This window comes from Bradyrhizobium sp. Arg816 (assembly GCF_029989365.1).
Taxonomy (GTDB): domain Bacteria; phylum Pseudomonadota; class Alphaproteobacteria; order Rhizobiales; family Xanthobacteraceae; genus Bradyrhizobium.
Map to the genome: position 1 here is coordinate 87,203 of NZ_JAPRAQ010000005.1, position 15,747 is coordinate 102,949.

The 15,747-nt window shown below is 64.5% G+C and carries 16 protein-coding genes and 1 other RNA gene; 13 read left to right on the top strand and 4 right to left on the bottom strand.

Annotated features, from left to right (window positions below):
* Positions 1 to 251: 251 nt before the first annotated feature.
* The 3 genes from fumC to ssrA all read right to left on the bottom strand — a co-directional run bounded on the left by fumC (position 252) and on the right by ssrA (position 2,788).
* The gene (gene fumC, locus OWC48_RS14450) at positions 252 to 1,700 is read right to left on the bottom strand and encodes a class II fumarate hydratase (protein ID WP_282520595.1); all 1,449 of its coding nucleotides are present in this window, start codon (positions 1,698 to 1,700) and stop codon (positions 252 to 254) included.
* 89 nt (positions 1,701 to 1,789) lie between these two features.
* Positions 1,790 to 2,308, bottom strand: a complete 519-nt coding sequence (locus OWC48_RS14455; protein ID WP_028147704.1) for an SspB family protein — start codon at positions 2,306 to 2,308, stop codon at positions 1,790 to 1,792.
* A gap of 114 nt (positions 2,309 to 2,422) precedes the next feature.
* Positions 2,423 to 2,788: a transfer-messenger RNA gene (ssrA, locus tag OWC48_RS14460) on the bottom strand.
* Between the two features lie 96 nt (positions 2,789 to 2,884).
* On the opposite strand from ssrA, the gene OWC48_RS14465 reads away from it, so the two are divergent.
* The 12 genes from OWC48_RS14465 to OWC48_RS14520 all read left to right on the top strand — a co-directional run bounded on the left by OWC48_RS14465 (position 2,885) and on the right by OWC48_RS14520 (position 13,634).
* Complete coding sequence (locus OWC48_RS14465) at positions 2,885 to 3,514, top strand: chromate transporter (RefSeq protein WP_282520596.1); 630 nt, start codon at positions 2,885 to 2,887, stop codon at positions 3,512 to 3,514.
* Positions 3,511 to 4,041, top strand: a complete 531-nt coding sequence (locus tag OWC48_RS14470) for a chromate transporter (protein WP_282520597.1) — start codon at positions 3,511 to 3,513, stop codon at positions 4,039 to 4,041. Before OWC48_RS14465 ends, OWC48_RS14470 begins: the two co-directional genes overlap by 4 nt.
* A 94-nt stretch (positions 4,042 to 4,135) precedes the next feature.
* Complete coding sequence (locus OWC48_RS14475) at positions 4,136 to 4,897, top strand: tripartite tricarboxylate transporter TctB family protein (RefSeq protein WP_282520598.1); 762 nt, start codon at positions 4,136 to 4,138, stop codon at positions 4,895 to 4,897.
* 7 nt (positions 4,898 to 4,904) lie between these two features.
* On the top strand, positions 4,905 to 6,419 hold the full coding sequence (locus OWC48_RS14480; RefSeq protein WP_028147708.1) for a tripartite tricarboxylate transporter permease: 1,515 nt from the start codon (positions 4,905 to 4,907) through the stop codon (positions 6,417 to 6,419).
* Positions 6,420 to 6,554: 135 nt separating this feature from the next.
* A complete protein-coding gene (locus OWC48_RS14485) occupies positions 6,555 to 7,535 on the top strand; it encodes a tripartite tricarboxylate transporter substrate binding protein BugD (RefSeq protein ID WP_282520599.1) in 981 nt (326 codons plus the stop codon).
* 170 nt (positions 7,536 to 7,705) lie between these two features.
* Positions 7,706 to 8,500 (top strand): thymidylate synthase, encoded by a 795-nt coding sequence (locus OWC48_RS14490; protein ID WP_282520600.1) that lies wholly within the window; start codon positions 7,706 to 7,708, stop codon positions 8,498 to 8,500.
* A gap of 5 nt (positions 8,501 to 8,505) precedes the next feature.
* Positions 8,506 to 8,991 (top strand): GNAT family N-acetyltransferase, encoded by a 486-nt coding sequence (locus OWC48_RS14495; protein WP_282520601.1) that lies wholly within the window; start codon positions 8,506 to 8,508, stop codon positions 8,989 to 8,991.
* Complete coding sequence (locus tag OWC48_RS14500) at positions 8,991 to 9,500, top strand: dihydrofolate reductase (RefSeq protein ID WP_282520876.1); 510 nt, start codon at positions 8,991 to 8,993, stop codon at positions 9,498 to 9,500. The genes OWC48_RS14495 and OWC48_RS14500 overlap by 1 nt, the downstream gene beginning before the upstream one ends.
* Before the next feature lie 153 nt (positions 9,501 to 9,653).
* The gene (gene hflK, locus OWC48_RS14505) at positions 9,654 to 10,790 is read left to right on the top strand and encodes an FtsH protease activity modulator HflK (RefSeq protein ID WP_282520602.1); all 1,137 of its coding nucleotides are present in this window, start codon (positions 9,654 to 9,656) and stop codon (positions 10,788 to 10,790) included.
* Complete coding sequence (hflC, locus tag OWC48_RS14510) at positions 10,787 to 11,683, top strand: protease modulator HflC (RefSeq protein ID WP_282520603.1); 897 nt, start codon at positions 10,787 to 10,789, stop codon at positions 11,681 to 11,683. Before hflK ends, hflC begins: the two co-directional genes overlap by 4 nt.
* Positions 11,684 to 11,756: 73 nt before the next feature.
* The gene (locus tag OWC48_RS14515; protein WP_025038031.1) at positions 11,757 to 11,963 is read left to right on the top strand and encodes a DUF2065 domain-containing protein; all 207 of its coding nucleotides are present in this window, start codon (positions 11,757 to 11,759) and stop codon (positions 11,961 to 11,963) included.
* Positions 11,964 to 12,134: 171 nt separating this feature from the next.
* The gene (locus OWC48_RS14520) at positions 12,135 to 13,634 is read left to right on the top strand and encodes a Do family serine endopeptidase (RefSeq protein WP_028147715.1); all 1,500 of its coding nucleotides are present in this window, start codon (positions 12,135 to 12,137) and stop codon (positions 13,632 to 13,634) included.
* A gap of 137 nt (positions 13,635 to 13,771) precedes the next feature.
* Here OWC48_RS14520 and serB read toward each other — a convergent pair whose 3' ends face one another.
* A complete protein-coding gene (serB, locus tag OWC48_RS14525) occupies positions 13,772 to 14,677 on the bottom strand; it encodes a phosphoserine phosphatase SerB (protein WP_282520604.1) in 906 nt (301 codons plus the stop codon).
* A gap of 11 nt (positions 14,678 to 14,688) precedes the next feature.
* Here serB and miaA point away from each other — a divergent pair, with 11 nt between their 5' ends.
* Positions 14,689 to 15,645 (top strand): tRNA (adenosine(37)-N6)-dimethylallyltransferase MiaA, encoded by a 957-nt coding sequence (gene miaA, locus OWC48_RS14530; RefSeq protein ID WP_282520605.1) that lies wholly within the window; start codon positions 14,689 to 14,691, stop codon positions 15,643 to 15,645.
* Positions 15,646 to 15,747 lie beyond the last annotated feature (102 nt).

A 15,747-nucleotide genomic window follows, 5' to 3' on the forward strand; every position in this document is an offset into this window, starting at 1 on the left:
TGGCAGGATGAAACATTCAGAAACTGGGTGCCGTGTCGCGCCCCATGAGACTTGATCGCCATTCGCTCGTCCTCGTCAATTGGCCCCTTGGGCCATCAAACGATGAATTCGCCCCGTCAAAGGGCAGAGAGGCCTGCGTAGCACGCCGCCTCGCCACAACATTGACGGTAATCAAATCCCGTCCCTTAAGCCTTATATTTATGAGCCCCAGGGGCACCGTATGATTACGGATGACTATCGGAATTCGGAATTCATCCAGGCCGCGTCATTTTCTCCGGCTGCACCAGACGGTCGAACTCGTCGGCCGAGACGAAGCCGAGCCGCAGCGCCTCCTCCTTCAGCGTGGTGCCGTTGGCATGCGCGGTCTTCGCCACCTTGGCGGCGTTGTCGTAGCCGATCTTCGGGGCGAGCGCGGTCACCAGCATCAGCGAGCGCTGCATCAGCTCCTTGATGCGCTTTTCGTCGGCACGGATGCCGCTGACGCAATGATCGGTGAAGGAGCGCGCGGCGTCCGCCATCAGCCGTATCGAATGCAGCATGTTGTAGGCGAGCACGGGCTTGTAGACGTTGAGCTCGAAATGGCCCTGGCTGCCGGCGACCGTGATCGCTGTGTGATTGCCGAACACCTGGCAGCACACCATCGTCATCGCCTCGCACTGGGTCGGGTTGACCTTGCCGGGCATGATCGAGGAGCCCGGCTCGTTCTCCGGCAGGATCAGTTCGCCGAGGCCCGAGCGCGGGCCCGATCCGAGCAGGCGGATGTCATTGGCGATCTTGAACAGGCCGGTCGCGACGGAATTGATGGCGCCGTGCGCCAGCACATAGGCGTCGTTCGAGGCCAGCGCCTCGAATTTGTTGGCGGCGCTGGTGAAGGGGAGCTTCGTGATACCGGCAACGTGCTTTGCGAACAGTCTTGCGAAGCGCGGCTTGGAGTTGAGGCCGGTGCCGACGGCGGTGCCGCCTTGCGCCAGCGGATAGAGGTCCTTCACCGCCACCTTGAGGCGGGCGATGCCGCTTTCGACCTGCGCGGCGTAGCCGGAGAATTCCTGGCCGAGCGTCAGCGGCGTCGCGTCCTGGGTGTGTGTCCGCCCGATCTTGACGATCTTTGCGAACTCCTTCTCCTTCTTGCGGAGCGCGCGCTGCATCTCGCCGAGGGCAGGGACGAGATCGGCATTGATGCGGCTTGCGGCCGCAATGTGCATCGCGGTCGGGAACGAGTCGTTCGACGACTGGCTCATGTTGACGTGATCGTTGGGATGCACCGGCTTCTTGGCGCCGAGCTCGCCGCCGAGCAGCTCATTGGCGCGGTTGGCGATGACCTCGTTGAGGTTCATGTTGCTCTGCGTACCTGAGCCGGTTTGCCACACGACAAGCGGGAAATGATCGTCCAGCTTGCCCTCGATCACCTCGCGCGCGGCGCGGATGATGGCGTTGGCCCGGCGCTGGTCGAGCAGGCCGAGCGCGAGGTTGGATTGTGCGGCGGCGAGCTTGACGATGCCGAGCGCATGCACCAGCGCGATCGGCATGCGGTCGATGCCGATGCGGAAATTCTGGCGCGAACGTTCGGTCTGCGCCCCCCAATAGCGATCGGCGGGGACCTCGATGGGACCGAAACTGTCGGTCTCGGTGCGGCTGGCGGGGCGGGCAGTGTTCGAGCGAGCAGTCTTCGAGCGAGCAGTCTTGGCCATGAGCACATCCATTCTGCGGCACGGAATTCCGCGCAGCCTCTTCATGTGCTCTTCTATATCGGCAGTTTGGCCGGGCGCGACCGTTTCGCGCCCAACCTAGATCATTTCTTGCGGAAACGATCGAGCCGCACCACCTCGGCGCCGCCCTGGTTCGGGGCGGTCGGCTCCTCGGCGCTTTCCGCCGGCTCGCTGGCAGGCGCCGGCACTGCGACGGCCGACGGCGCGGGAGCGGCCGGCAATGTCTCGGGCGAGACCTCGGCGACGTCGGAGGTGTCGAACTGGAGGCCGAACTTCACGGACGGATCGAGGAAGCTCTTGATCGCGCTGAACGGCACGATCAGCCGCTCCGGAATGCCGCCGAAAGACAGGCCGACCTCGAAGCGGTCCTCGAGCACGGTCAGATCCCAGAACTGGTGCTGGAGGATGATCGTCATCTCTTCCGGGTATTGCGCCAGGAGCCGCGACGACAGCTTCACGCCCTCGGCCTTCGACACGAAGGTGATGAAGAAATGGTGCTCGCCCGGCAGTCCATGGGACGCGGCATCGGTCAGCACCTTCCGCAGCACGCCGCGCAGCGCGTCGCGGGCCAGCACATCGTATCGGATATGATCGGTCGCCATGGTGGTCCTGTTGCATTCCAGGAGTTGGGCCCTGCCGGCCCGACTCGCCAAGCCGCAATAGTACCGCGCCTGACGGGTCAGCAGGAGTCCCCGCCGGGAAGGAAATAAGAGGTAAGTGGAGGCTTCTGTTGCCAGGTGCCTCCGAACCCCGCCTAACGGAGCTTAACCCGTTAGGACTTTAAGATGGTCTTTCAAACTGCGTTACGCAGCCTGAGCAACCGGAGCAAAGTTGTCGTTGGCAACTATTGCAGTAGCCCGATAACGGCGGAACAATACCGGGAAAAAGCACGCCCTTTACGCCCTCGTCGATCCTATTTCGCCCCCGCCAAAACCCGCTGTGGGTGAGCCCGCTGGTGGGCTTTGGTGGAGGCGCCGGGTACCGCCCCCGGGTCCGAATGGTTTATTGCGACGACCGTTTATTTCCATAGCCGGCGAACCGGCACCCCCAATATAGGGGGCAAAGGTTTCAAATGACAGGTGTTTCGAGCGGCTATGGCGAGGTTCCCTTTGGATAGGTTCCGGCCGGCCCTCCGTATGATCTTGGCCCTGGGACGGCCAGCGTTCTAAGCTCCTGACATGTCCACGGATTCAGCACCGGCCGCCCAAGAGCCAGATCAAGAGCCAGATCAAGAGCCGGACCATCCAGCCACCCACGCTCCTCCGCCCGGCCTCGTCGCGCTGTTCCTGGCCTTCGCCCGGATGTCGCTGGCCGGCTTCGGCGGGGTCCTGGTGTTTGCCCGCCACGCCATCGTCGATCAGCACCGCTGGATGACGGCGGACGAGTTCAACGAGACCTTTGCGCTCTGCCATTTCCTGCCCGGGCCCAACATCGTCAACCTGTCGATGGTGTTCGGGTCGCGGCTGCGCGGCATCGCCGGCGGCGTTGCCGCCTTTACCGGGCTGTTGCTGCCGCCGACGGTGATCATGACCGTGCTTGCGATCATCTACGCCCGGTTCGGCGATGTGGAGGTGCTGCGCCGCATCCTTGCGGGCATCTCCTGCGCGGCGGTCGGGCTGCTGATCGCGGTGGTCTTTCGCATGATGATGCCATTGCTCAAGCGGATGGACGTCGTCGTGCTCACTCTCATGCTCGGCGTGTTCGTTGCGATCGGCGTGCTTCGCCTGCCGCTCCAGGCGGTGCTGCTGGTCGCGATTCCCATCAGTATCGGCGTCACATATTGGGTGCGGCGGAAGGTAGCAGCATGAACAGCGAAAACCCGATCTGGGCGCTGATCTCCACCTTTGGTCTAATGTCGCTGTTCGCAGTCGGCGGCGCTGCGGCGGCGGTGCCGGAGATGCACCGCATCGCGGTCGACGTGCATCACTGGATGACCGAGAAGCAGTTCGCCGACGCCTATGCGATCGCGCAGCTCTCGCCAGGTCCGAACGTGCTTATCGTCACGTTAATCGGCTATGCCGTCGCCGGCATCCCTGGCGCGCTGGCGGCAACGCTGGCGATGTGCCTGCCGACGGCGCTGCTTGCCTATTATGTCAGCCGTCTGCTGAGCCGGCCCAGCCAATCGCGTTGGCCCGCCTTGATTCAGACTGCACTGGTTCCGCTATCGATTGGATTGATGGCAGCCAGCGCCCTGATCCTGGCCCAGTCGACCGATCGCACCTTTGCTGCGCTGCTTCTGACCGCGGCGGTTGCGGTGCTCGCGTCCGTCTCGCGCATCAATCCACTCTGGCTTCTGCTCGCCGGAGGCCTGTTTGGTTTTGCTGGCATTGTGTAATGAAAATCGCTAGGCAGTGATCCGGGCGGGGGATCCTTTTCCAGCCGATTAGAACAACAGTGCTCGTGACTTAGGAGTCGCGGAGGAGACAAGCATGGCCGACACGATGGGCCACTCGGCGACTGCCACCCGAAACACGGCGGTGGCGATTGGCTTCTGCCTGCTGGCGATAGCGCCGCAGATTTTCGAATTCATCTGGTCGATCGGGACGATCTTCGGCTGGGGTGCCGGGCGCGGCCCATTGCAGGTCGTAACCAGCCATGCGACAGCGCTGCTCGCCGGCGCGCCCAGTGCCATATTCGGATCGTTCGGTGGCGGCACCAAGAAGGCGTCATCCGACGTGCTGCTGGCGCTGATCTATTCCTATCCGCTGTTTGCAGTGGCGATCCTCACGCTGTTCATGACGATCCGGTCGGCGCAGGACTATATCGGCGGCGTCATCCTGATGGCGCTCGCCCTGTTCGCGCTGTGGGCGTCGAGCGATCTGCAGGGCATGCGCGGCTTCTCCTTCGGCGCCGGCACGGCACCGCGGATGTTCGGTGGATTGCTGGTGGCCTTGTCGGCCGGCATCGCCTTGACCGGCCTTCTGACCGATGGGCCGGCGATGGCCCATTATTCCTGGCGCGGGCCTCTGTTCGTGATGGTCGCGATCCTGTTTTTCGCGCTGGCGATCCGGCCGCTCGGCCTCGTGGTCACGGCCTTCGTGAGCTTCATGATTGCAGCGCTGGGCTCGCATGAGACGCGCTGGCTGGAGGCCGCCATCGTCGGCGCCTGCCTGACGCTCGGTTGCGCAATCCTGTTCCCGTACGTGCTCGGATTGCCGATGCCGATGTTCCCGCGTTTCCTGGTTCAGTGAGGGTGTAATGGAGCTCTTTGCCAACCTCGCTCACGGTTTTGCCGTCGCGTTCTCTCCGATCAACCTGCTGATGTGCCTGATCGGCGCCCTCGTGGGCACGCTGGTCGGCGTGTTGCCGGGCATCGGCACCATCGCGACGGTCGCGATGCTGCTGCCGATCACTTTCGGCCTGCCGCCGGTCGGCGCGCTGATCATGCTCGCCGGCATCTATTATGGCGCCCAGTACGGCGGTTCGACCACGTCGATCCTGGTCAACATACCCGGTGAGGCGACATCGGTCGTCACCGCCATCGACGGCCACCAGATGGCCAAGCAGGGCCGCGCCGGCCCGGCGCTGGCGATCGCCGCGATCGGCTCGTTCTTCGCCGGCTGCGTTGCGACCGTTTTGATCGCCGTCCTCGGCGCGCCGCTCACGAAGCTCGCGCTGGCGTTCGGTCCGGCCGAGTATTTCTCACTGATGGTGCTCGGCCTGATCTTCGCGGTGGTGCTGGCCAAAGGCTCGGTGCTGAAGGCGATCGCGATGATCGTGTTCGGCCTGCTGCTCTCGATCGTCGGCTCGGACATCGAGACCGGCGCCTCGCGCATGGCCTTCAACATTCCGGAGCTCGCCGACGGCCTCGGCTTCGCGACGGTGGCGATGGGTGTATTCGGCTTCGCCGAGATCATCCGCAATCTCGACGCCGGCGCCGAGATGAATCGCGATCTGGTGCAGCAGAAGATCACCGGCCTGATGCCGACCAGGAAAGACCTGACCGACTCGGCGCCTGCGATCCTGCGCGGCACGGTGCTCGGCTCGATCCTCGGCATTCTGCCGGGCGGCGGCGCGGTCATCGCGTCGTTTGCGGCCTATACGCTCGAGAAGAAGCTCGCCAAGAACCCGTCGCGGTTCGGCCGCGGCGCGATCGAGGGCGTGGCAGGGCCGGAAAGCGCCAACAACGCTGCGGCGCAGACCTCGTTCATTCCGCTGCTGACGCTCGGCATCCCGCCGAACGCGGTGATGGCGCTGATGGTCGGCGCGATGACCATCCACGGCATCGTGCCGGGCCCGCAGGTCATGCAGAAGCAGCCGGATCTGGTCTGGGGCATGATTGCCTCGATGTGGATCGGCAATCTGATGCTGATCATCATCAACCTGCCGCTCGTTGGAATCTGGGTGCGGCTGCTGCGCGTGCCTTACCGGCTGATGTTCCCCTCGATCGTGATCTTCTGCGCGATCGGCATCTACTCGGTGAACAACGCACCGGTCGACGTCATTCTCGCGGGCGTTTTCGGTCTGGTCGGCTACTGGCTGATCAAGCACGATTTCGAGCCGGCGCCGCTGCTGCTCGGCATGGTGCTCGGACCGCTGATGGAAGAGAACCTGCGTCGTGCGCTTCTGATCTCGCGCGGCGACTGGAGCGTGTTCCTGACGCGTCCGTTGTCGGCGGTGCTGCTGGCGATCGCGGCGTTTCTGCTGATCCTCACGGTCCTGCCCGTGCTGCGTGCCAAGCGCGACGAGGTGTTCACCGAATCCGAGAACTGACCGCGCCTGCGTCGTCGCGGCGCCCTGCGTCCGCACGCCGCATTCGGAAGTCGAATCGACTTGTGTGACCGCTTCGTGAAATGAAAATGCCGGCCCTGTGGCCGGCATTTTTGTTTTACGTCCGAGGGGATCGAGATGACTTCCATTCGCGCGCTTGCGGGCGCATGTGTCGCGACGTTCGCATCGTTGTGCGGCTTTGTCGCACCGGCGGAGGCGCAGACCTATCCGACGCGCAGCATCACCATGATCGTGCCGTTCGCGGCCGGCGGACCGACCGACGTGATTTCGCGCATCGTCACCGGGCACATGGCGCAGACGCTCGGACAGAGCATCATCATCGAGAACGTGGTCGGTGCCGGCGGCACCACCGCGACCACGCGCGCTGCGCGCGCGGCCAATGACGGCTATACGCTCATTACCGGGCATATGGGCACGCACGCCGCCTCGGTGCCGCTCTATCCGAAACTCGCCTACCACCCGGAAAAGGATTTTGAGCCGGTCGCGCTGCTCGCGGGCACGCCGATTCTGATCCTGGCGCGCAAGGACTTTCCGCCGAAAGACCTCAAGGAGTTCGTCGCCTACGTGAAAGCGAACGCGGAGAAGGTCAACGCCGCGCATGCCGGCGTCGGCTCGGTCTCGCACGTCTCCTGCGAGCTCCTGCACTCGATCCTCGACGTCAAGCCGGTCGGCGTGCCCTTCAACGGCACGGGCCCCGCGATGAATGCGCTGGTGGCCGGACAGGTCGATTACATGTGCGACCAGATCGTCAATGCGGTGCCGCAGATCAATGCCGGCACCATCAAGGCCTATGCGATCGCGACGGCCGAGCGCAATCCGTCGCTGCCGAACGTGCCGACGACGGCGGAGGCCGGCCTGCCTGCATTCCAGGCCCAGGCCTGGAACGCGATGTTCGCGCCGAAGGGAACTTCGCCCGCGATCATCGCGAGCCTGAATGCCGCCGCCATCAAGGCGCTCGAGGACGAGACCGTGAAGAAGCGCCTGCTCGAGCTCGGCAGCGTCATTCCGGGCCCCAAGGACCGGACGCCGGAGGCGCTGGCGACCCTCGTCAAGAACGAGATCGCGAAGTGGACCCCGGTGCTCAAGCCGGCAACTTAGCCAGCACTTTCAAGCCGATAGGCGAGGGGCGGGACGCAAGTTCCGCCCCTTGTTGTTTGCACCGGGAACAGTCACTTTTCGGGGTATAATGGGCTTAAACAGCGAATCGCTGCTGTCGTAGCGCGGGGCGCGCCGTTAAGTTCGCCGCCTCCCCAAAGGCTCTATCGCACATGCACCAGTATCAGGACCTGCTCGAGCGGATTCTTTCAGACGGCACCGAGAAGACCGACCGGACCGGCACCGGCACGCTGTCGGTGTTCGGCCATCAGATGCGCTTCAACCTGTCTGCCGGCTTCCCGATGCTGACCACCAAGCGGCTGCCGCTGAAGGCGATCGTGCATGAGCTGTTGTGGTTCCTGAAGGGCGACACCAACATCAAATATCTGCGCGACAACGGCGTCACCATCTGGGACGAGTGGGCCGACGCCAATGGCGATCTCGGCCCGGTCTACGGCCATCAATGGCGCTCCTGGCCCACGGCCGACGGGCGCAGTATCGACCAGATCGCGAATGTGGTCGACATGATCAAGCGCACTCCGGACTCGCGCCGGCTGATCGTGACCGCCTGGAATCCGGCCGACGTCGAGAAGATGGCGCTGCCGCCCTGCCACCTGCTGTTCCAGTTCTATGTCGCGAACGGCAAATTGTCGTGCCAGCTCTATCAGCGCTCGGCCGACGTGTTCCTCGGCGTGCCCTTCAATATTGCGTCCTATGCGCTGCTGACGATGATGGTCGCGCAGGTCACGGGATTGAAGCCCGGCGACTTCGTGCACTCGCTCGGCGACACCCATCTCTATTCCAACCACCTGGAGCAGGCGAAGCTCCAGCTCACGCGCGCGCCGCGGGCGCTGCCGATGATGCGGATCAATCCCGAGGTGAAGGACATCTTCTCCTTCCGCTACGAGGATTTTGAGCTCGTCGGCTACGACCCGCATCCGCACATCAAGGCGGCGGTCGCGGTCTAGCGCCGATGTCGTTGAACATCCGCCGCGCGCGTCCCGGTGAGACCGGGCTCGTTCTTGCCTTCATCTGCGAGCTTGCCGAATACGAAAAACTCTCGCACGAGGTCGAGGCGACCGAGGCGATGATTGCGGAGGCGCTGTTCGGCAACGATCCGCGGCTCTTTTGCGCGATCGCCGAATGGAACGGCGAGCCGGTCGGCTTTGCGGTGTGGTTTCTCAATTTCTCCACCTTCAGCGGCCGCCACGGCATCTATCTCGAAGATTTGTATGTGCGGCCGTCGCATCGGGGCAGGGGCCTCGGCAAGGCGCTGCTGGTCCATCTCGCCAGGGAATGCGTCGACCACGGCTGGTCGCGCCTGCAATGGGCGGTGCTCGACTGGAATGCGCAGTCGATCGCGTTCTACAAGTCGCTCGGCGCCGTGATGATGGACGACTGGACGCTGTGCCGCGTCACCGGTCCTGCGCTGACACGGCTGGCTGGGAGTGCGACTTGATGGAGATCGTTTTCGTCGTGGCGATTGCCGAGAACGGCGTCATCGGCGCCGGCAATGCCATTCCGTGGCGATTGAAATCCGACATGGCGCGCCTCAAGGCGCTCACGATCGGCAAGCCCGTGATCATGGGCCGCAAGACCTTCGAATCCCTGCGCCGTCCGCTTCCGGGCCGCACCAATATCGTGATCACGCGTGATGCGGCTTATCGCGCCGCCGGCGCCGTCGTCACGACATCGGCCGCGGATGCAGATGCGGTCGCACGCGGCGATGCCCTGCGGCGTTCGGTCACCGAGATCGCGGTGATCGGTGGTGCCGAGATCTATCGGCAATGGCTCGATCGTGCCGATCGCCTCGAAATCACCGAAGTTCATGCACGGCCCGAAGGCGACACGCATTTCGACATCGACAAGGCGGAATGGGACGAGGTTGAGCGCATCCGTCATCCTGCCGACCCCGACAACAGCGCCGACTACTCCTATGTGACATATCGTCGGCGGGCGGGCAATTAACCGCATTCGTCAATGTTTACATTGACTTTTTCGTGCCCGAGCATAGCTCGAAAGACGGCCCGGGCCGCGTTGTAAGGGACTTGCCTGTCCCCTATAAAGCCGGACCGGACAAAGCGGGCGGGGGCGATTTCACCCTGCCGAGGAGAGCGTCGAATGCCGTGGAAGAATCAGGGCGGTGGCCCATGGGGCTCGGGTCCCAAGGGACCATGGGGCAACGGCCCGCAACCGGTCGGGCCAAGGCCGCCGGATCTGGAAGACCTTCTGCGGCGCGGCCAGGACCGCCTTCAGCAGATCATGCCGGGCGGCTATTTCTCCGGCATCGGCATTACGCTGATCATCCTGCTCATCATCGCGTTCTGGCTGCTGTCGGGCTTCTTCCGGGTGCAGTCCGAAGAGCTCGGCGTCGTGCTGCGCTTCGGCAAGCATGTCCGCACCGTGCAGCCGGGCCTGAACTATCATCTGCCCTATCCGATCGAAACCGTGCTGCTGCCGAAGGCGTTGCGCGTCAACACGATCTCCATCGGCATGACGCTGATCGACGATCCGGCGCGACGCGGCCGCTCCATTCGTGACGTGCCGGAAGAGAGCCTGATGCTGACCGGCGACGAAAACATCGTCGACGTCGACTTCACCGTGCTCTGGCGCATCAAGCCGGACGGCGTCGGCGACTTCCTCTTCAACATCCAGAATCCCGAAGGCACGGTGAAGGCGGTCTCCGAGAGCGCAATGCGCGAGGTGATCGGCCGCTCGCAGATCCAGCCGATCCTGACCGGTGCGCGCAACGTCACCGAACAGGGCGTGCAGGAGCTGATCCAGAGGACCCTGGACAGCTACGGCGCCGGTATTCTCATCAGCCAGGTGCAGATGCAGAAGGTCGACCCGCCGGCGCAGGTGATCGACGCGTTCCGCGACGTCCAGGCGGCGCGCGCCAATCTCGAGCAGCTGCAGAACGAGGCGCAGACCTACGCCAACCAGGTCGTGCCGCAGGCACGCGGACGTGCGGCGCAGATCATGCAGGCCGCCGAAGGCTACAGGGAGCAGACGGTCGCCGAGGCCAAGGGCCAGAGCTCGCGCTTCCTGAAGGTTTACGAGGAATACAAGAAGGCGCCCGACGTGACGCGTGAACGGATCTATCTGGAGACGATGGAGCGCGTCCTCGGCGGCGCCGACAAGCTCGTCTATGACGGCGGCCCCTCGGGCCAGGGCGTCGTGCCCTATCTGCCGCTCAGTGAGTTGACGACCAAGCGGCCGCCTACCACCGGTCAGCAGTCGAGCGGAGGCAACCGATGAGGTCTCCGGTCACAGGTATCGTCACGCTGCTCGCGCTCCTGCTCGTCGTGATCGTCGGCTACATGTCGCTGTTCACGGTGCAACAGACCGAGCAGACCATCGTGCTGCAGTTCGGCCGTCCCGTCGACGTCGTCACCGCGCCCGGCCTCCACTTCAAGGCGCCGTGGAATTCGGTGATCAACATCGACAAGCGGATCCTCGATCTGGAGAACCCGTCGCAGGAAGCGATCGCGTCCGACCAGAAGCGGCTCGTGGTCGACGCCTTCGCACGTTACCGCATCAAGGACGCGCTGCGCTTCTACCAGAGCGTCGGCTCGATCCAGGCCGCCAACATCCAGCTCACCACGCTCCTGAACGCGGCGCTGCGCCGCGTGCTCGGCGAGGTCACCTTCATCAACGTGGTGCGCGACGACCGCGAGAAGCTGATGCAGCGCATCCGCGACCAGCTCGATCGCGAGGCCGACGGCTACGGTATCCAGGTCGTCGACGTCCGGATCCGCCGCGCCGACCTGCCGGAACAGAACAGCCAGGCGGTCTACCAGCGCATGAAGACCGAGCGCGAGCGCGAAGCCGCCGAGTTCCGCGCGCAGGGCGGCCAGAAGGCACAGGAGATCCGCTCCAAGGCCGACCGCGAGGCGACCGTGATCGAGGCGGAAGCCAGATCGCAGGCCGAGCAGACCCGCGGCGTCGGCGACGCCGAGCGCAACCGCCTGTTCGCGGAAGCCTACGGCAAGGACGCCGACTTCTTCGCCTTCTACCGGTCGATGACGGCTTATGAGAACGGGCTGAAGTCGAACGACACCCGCTTCCTGCTGCGGCCGGACTCGGATTTCTTCCGGTTCTTTGGTAACCCGTCCGGCAAGACGGCGACCGAGACGCCGGCGAAGCCGTGAGCTAGACAGAGGGCGGCAGTTCTCTGCCGCCCTTCGTCCAGACAAGAACAGCATAACGGGAGGTTCCATTCCGATGAGGTCCATTGCGTTCGCCGACTTCCTCATCGGCTTAGGCATCCTGTTCGTGCTGGAAGGCTTGATGTTCGCGGCAAGTCCCAACTGGATGCGCAAGGCCATGAAAAGCGCCATCGCCACGCCGGACAATATCCTGCGGGCGGTTGGGATCGGTTCGGCCGTGGCCGGCCTGGTCTTGATCTGGGTTATGCGCCGTCCGATTTAGGCTTCACGCCAACGCCAAAGTGAAGGCGAGAGACTGGTTTTCGCCGTATTATCCGGCTCTTGAGGCCCGTTAAGCTCCGCGCTTGCGCCGTCCCCCCGTTCGAGCGCAGTCTTGGCGTTGAAGCCTTGGAGGCGAATCCCTGGCGCCTGATCCTTTTCTCTGGAGATACCAATGACCGCTGCCACCATTGCCCCGACCCGCTTGCGCTTAGGGCTGGCCGCGCTCGCCGTCAGTGCATTCAGCGCGTTCGGCACGCCGGCCCTTGCGCGCGGCCCGGACGGGATCGCCGACGTCGCCGAGAAGGTGATCGACGCGGTCGTCAACATCTCGACCTCGCAGACCGTCGAAGCCAAGGGCGGCGGCAGCAACACCATGCCGCAACTGCCGCCCGGTTCGCCCTTCGAGGAGTTCTTCGACGACTTCTTCAAGAACCGCCGCGGCCCCGGCGGCGGCAGCAAGGGCGGCGAGCGCGGTGACAATCCGCCCCGCAAGACCAATTCGCTCGGCTCCGGCTTCATCATCGACACCGCCGGCGTCGTCGTCACCAACAACCACGTCATCGCGGACGCCGACGAGATCAACGTCATCCTCAACGACGGCACCAAGATCAAGGCTGACCTGGTTGGCGTCGACAAGAAGACCGACCTCGCCGTGCTGAAGTTCAAGCCGCCGAAGCCGCTGGTCGCCGTCAAGTTCGGCGACTCCGACAAGCTGCGCCTCGGCGACTGGGTGATCGCGATCGGCAATCCGTTCAGCCTCGGCGGCACGGTGACGGCCGGTATCGTCTCGGCCAAGAACCGCGACATCTCCTCGGGACCGTATGACAGCTATATCCAGACCGACGCCTCCATCAACCGCGGCAATTCCGGCGGTCCGCTGTTTAACCTCGATGGCGACGTCATCGGCGTCAACACGCTGATCATCTCACCGTCCGGCGGCTCGATCGGCATCGGCTTTGCCGTGCCCTCGAAGACGGTTGTCGCCGTGGTCGACCAGCTCCGCCAGTTCGGCGAACTCCGCCGCGGCTGGCTCGGCGTGCGCATCCAGAGCGTCACCGACGAGATCGCCGAGAGCCTCAACATCAAGCCCGCGCGCGGCGCGCTGGTCGCCGGCGTCGATGACAAGGGCCCGGCCAAGCCCGCCGGCATCGAGCCCGGCGACGTCGTCGTCAAATTCGACGGCAAGGACGTCAAGGACCCCAAGGATCTCTCCCGCGTCGTCGCCGACACGGCGGTCGGCAAGGAAGTCGATGTCGTCATCATCCGCAAGGGCCAGGAGGAGACCAAGAAGGTCACGCTTGGCCGTCTCCAGGATCCCGATAAGGTGCAGGCCGCGGTGAAGACCGACGAGCCCGCGCCCGAGAAGCTGGTGACGCAGAAGGCGCTCGGTCTCGATCTTGCGGCGCTCAGCAAGGATTTGCGCACGCGCTACAAGATCAAGGACAGCGTCAAGGGCGTGGTCGTCACCAATGTCGAGGCCAATTCGGACGCTGCCGAGAAGCGCCTCTCCGCCGGCGACGTCATCGTCGAAGTTGCGCAGGAAGCGGTGTCGAGCGGCGCCGACGTCCAGAAGCGGGTCGACCAGCTCAAGAAGGACGGCAAGAAGTCCGTGCTGCTGCTCGTCTCCAACGCCGACGGCGAGTTGCGGTTTGTGGCGCTGAGCGTGCAGTAGGGCGCTCTGAGGCACATCATCACTGTCATCACCCGCGAAAGCGGGTGATCCAGTATTCCAGAGACAGTGCGAGGATACGGAGACGCCGCGGCGTACTGGATGCCTCGCCTTCGCGGGGCATGACTGCGGAGAGGAGGCTAAGCCTCCACGAACTCGTCCCGCCGATACCCCTGCGCATAGAGCAGCGCGGTGAGATCGCCATGGTCGATCCGCGCGGCGGCCGCAGCCGCGACCGCTGGCTTGGCGTGATACGCCACGCCCAGTCCCGCCGCCTGGATCATCGCGAGATCGTTGGCGCCATCGCCGACCACGACGGAGTCGATGTCGTCGAGATCGAACGACTCCATCAGATCCACCAGCGTCGCAAGCTTTGCCGCACGGCCCAAAATCGGCTCCTTGACCTCGCCGGTGAACTTGCCGTCGCGGACGACGAGCTCGTTGGCGCGGTTCTCCTGGAAGCCGATCTTGGCGGCGACCGCGCGCGTGAACAGCGTGAAGCCGCCGGAGACGAGACAGGTATAGGCGCCGTTGGCGCGCATGGTCGCGACCAGTTCGCGGCCGCCCGGTGTCAACGTGATGCGCTTGGCCAGCACCTCGTCGACCACGCCGGCGGGAAGGTCCTTCAGCAGCGCGACGCGCTCGCGCAGCGCCGGCTCGAACTCGATCTCGCCGCGCATCGCGCGTTCGGTGATGGCGGCCACGTGGGCCTTCATCCCGACCAGATCGGCGAGCTCGTCGATGCATTCCTGGCCGATCATGGTGGAATCCATGTCGGCGAGAAAAAGCTTCTTGCGCCGGAAGCCGACTGGCTGCACCACGATGTCGATGGGAAGGTCGCCGCGAAGCTCGCGCAACCGCTGTTCGATGGCGTGACGGTCGCCTTGGAGGTTATCCTGCGCGCCGAAGGGGATGTCGACCGCAACCCCGTCGAACAGCCAGTGCGCGGGTTGCGCCTGGGGCAGCACGGCGCGGGCGCCGTCGACGATGGTGCTGTCGAGCGCGGGATTGTCGGGATTGCAGATCAGCGTGGCGACGAGGGACATTTGAGGTTTTCGTGAGCGAGGGGCAAGTCAGCAGAAGCCATGTTGGCAAGGCCGTGCTTATCGCAGGCCCGACCGCCAGCGGCAAGTCGGCGCTGGCGCTGGAGCTTGCCCTGAGTACGGGCGGAATCGTCATCAATGCCGATTCCATGCAGGTCTATCGTGACCTCCGCATCATCACCGCGCGTCCCACACATGGCGAGGAAGGGCGCGCGCCGCACCGTCTCTACGGTCACGTCGATGCGGCCGTGAATTTCTCGGCCGGCGCCTGGGTGGTCGACGCGACGAAGGCGCTGGAAGAGGCGCAAGCCGAAGGCCGCCTGCCGATCTTCATCGGCGGCACGGGCCTTTATTTCAAGGCACTGACGGCGGGCCTCTCCGTAGTGCCGCCGATACCAGCCGAAATACGTGAGGGTGTGCGCGCGCGGCTGGAGCGGAACGGCGTCGAGGCGCTGCACGAGGAACTTGCACGCCGTGATCCGCGCGCCGCCGAACGATTGAACCTGCGCGACCGCACCCGGATCGCGCGCGCGCTCGAGGTGGTCGAGGCGACGGGCCGTTCGCTGCTCGACTGGCACCATGAAGGCCAGCCGCCGCTGCTGCCCAAGGACAGTTTTCACGCGGTGTTTCTCGCCCCCGAGCGCGACGAGCTCTATGCCCGCATCGATGCCCGTTTCGATGCCATGCTCGGTGCCGGCGCGTTGAGGGAGGTTGAGCGGCTCGCCGCCAGACATCTCGATCCGCTGCTGCCGGCGATGAAAGCCCATGGCGTGCCGGCCCTGATCCGGCATCTGCGCGGTGAGATCGGCCTGGACGATGCCGCCATGATCGGTCGCGCCGACACCCGCCACTACGCCAAGCGGCAATTCACCTGGTTCCGGCACCAATTGCCCGAATTCGAATGGGTCAGGCCGGAGGAGGCGAGGGGATGGCTCGCCGCCATCGTGAATGCGGAGCGGGACCCCGGTTGACGCGCTTTTGTACCCGGGTTCCCGAATTTACCTCTCGCCGAACCCCGGGAACACCGCTACACTGGCAAAATCGCGCGGGAACGGCCGCATTGCCTTGACATC

What these genes read in the sequence shown, in the direction of transcription:
- hflC (WP_282520603.1), top strand. Translation starts at nt 10,787, where the DNA reads ATGAGGTCTCCGGTCACAGGTATCGTCACGCTGCTCGCGCTCCTGCTC.
- OWC48_RS14495 (WP_282520601.1), top strand. Translation starts at nt 8,506, where the DNA reads ATGTCGTTGAACATCCGCCGCGCGCGTCCCGGTGAGACCGGGCTCGTT.
- OWC48_RS14485 (WP_282520599.1), top strand. Translation starts at nt 6,555, where the DNA reads ATGACTTCCATTCGCGCGCTTGCGGGCGCATGTGTCGCGACGTTCGCA.
- OWC48_RS14475 (WP_282520598.1), top strand. Translation starts at nt 4,136, where the DNA reads ATGGCCGACACGATGGGCCACTCGGCGACTGCCACCCGAAACACGGCG.
- OWC48_RS14515 (WP_025038031.1), top strand. Translation starts at nt 11,757, where the DNA reads ATGAGGTCCATTGCGTTCGCCGACTTCCTCATCGGCTTAGGCATCCTG.
- OWC48_RS14490 (WP_282520600.1), top strand. Translation starts at nt 7,706, where the DNA reads ATGCACCAGTATCAGGACCTGCTCGAGCGGATTCTTTCAGACGGCACC.
- OWC48_RS14480 (WP_028147708.1), top strand. Translation starts at nt 4,905, where the DNA reads ATGGAGCTCTTTGCCAACCTCGCTCACGGTTTTGCCGTCGCGTTCTCT.
- OWC48_RS14455 (WP_028147704.1), bottom strand. Translation starts at nt 2,308, where the DNA reads ATGGCGACCGATCATATCCGATACGATGTGCTGGCCCGCGACGCGCTG.
- OWC48_RS14500 (WP_282520876.1), top strand. Translation starts at nt 8,991, where the DNA reads ATGGAGATCGTTTTCGTCGTGGCGATTGCCGAGAACGGCGTCATCGGC.
- OWC48_RS14520 (WP_028147715.1), top strand. Translation starts at nt 12,135, where the DNA reads ATGACCGCTGCCACCATTGCCCCGACCCGCTTGCGCTTAGGGCTGGCC.
- hflK (WP_282520602.1), top strand. Translation starts at nt 9,654, where the DNA reads ATGCCGTGGAAGAATCAGGGCGGTGGCCCATGGGGCTCGGGTCCCAAG.
- fumC (WP_282520595.1), bottom strand. Translation starts at nt 1,700, where the DNA reads ATGGATGTGCTCATGGCCAAGACTGCTCGCTCGAAGACTGCTCGCTCG.
- OWC48_RS14465 (WP_282520596.1), top strand. Translation starts at nt 2,885, where the DNA reads ATGTCCACGGATTCAGCACCGGCCGCCCAAGAGCCAGATCAAGAGCCA.
- OWC48_RS14470 (WP_282520597.1), top strand. Translation starts at nt 3,511, where the DNA reads ATGAACAGCGAAAACCCGATCTGGGCGCTGATCTCCACCTTTGGTCTA.
- serB (WP_282520604.1), bottom strand. Translation starts at nt 14,677, where the DNA reads ATGTCCCTCGTCGCCACGCTGATCTGCAATCCCGACAATCCCGCGCTC.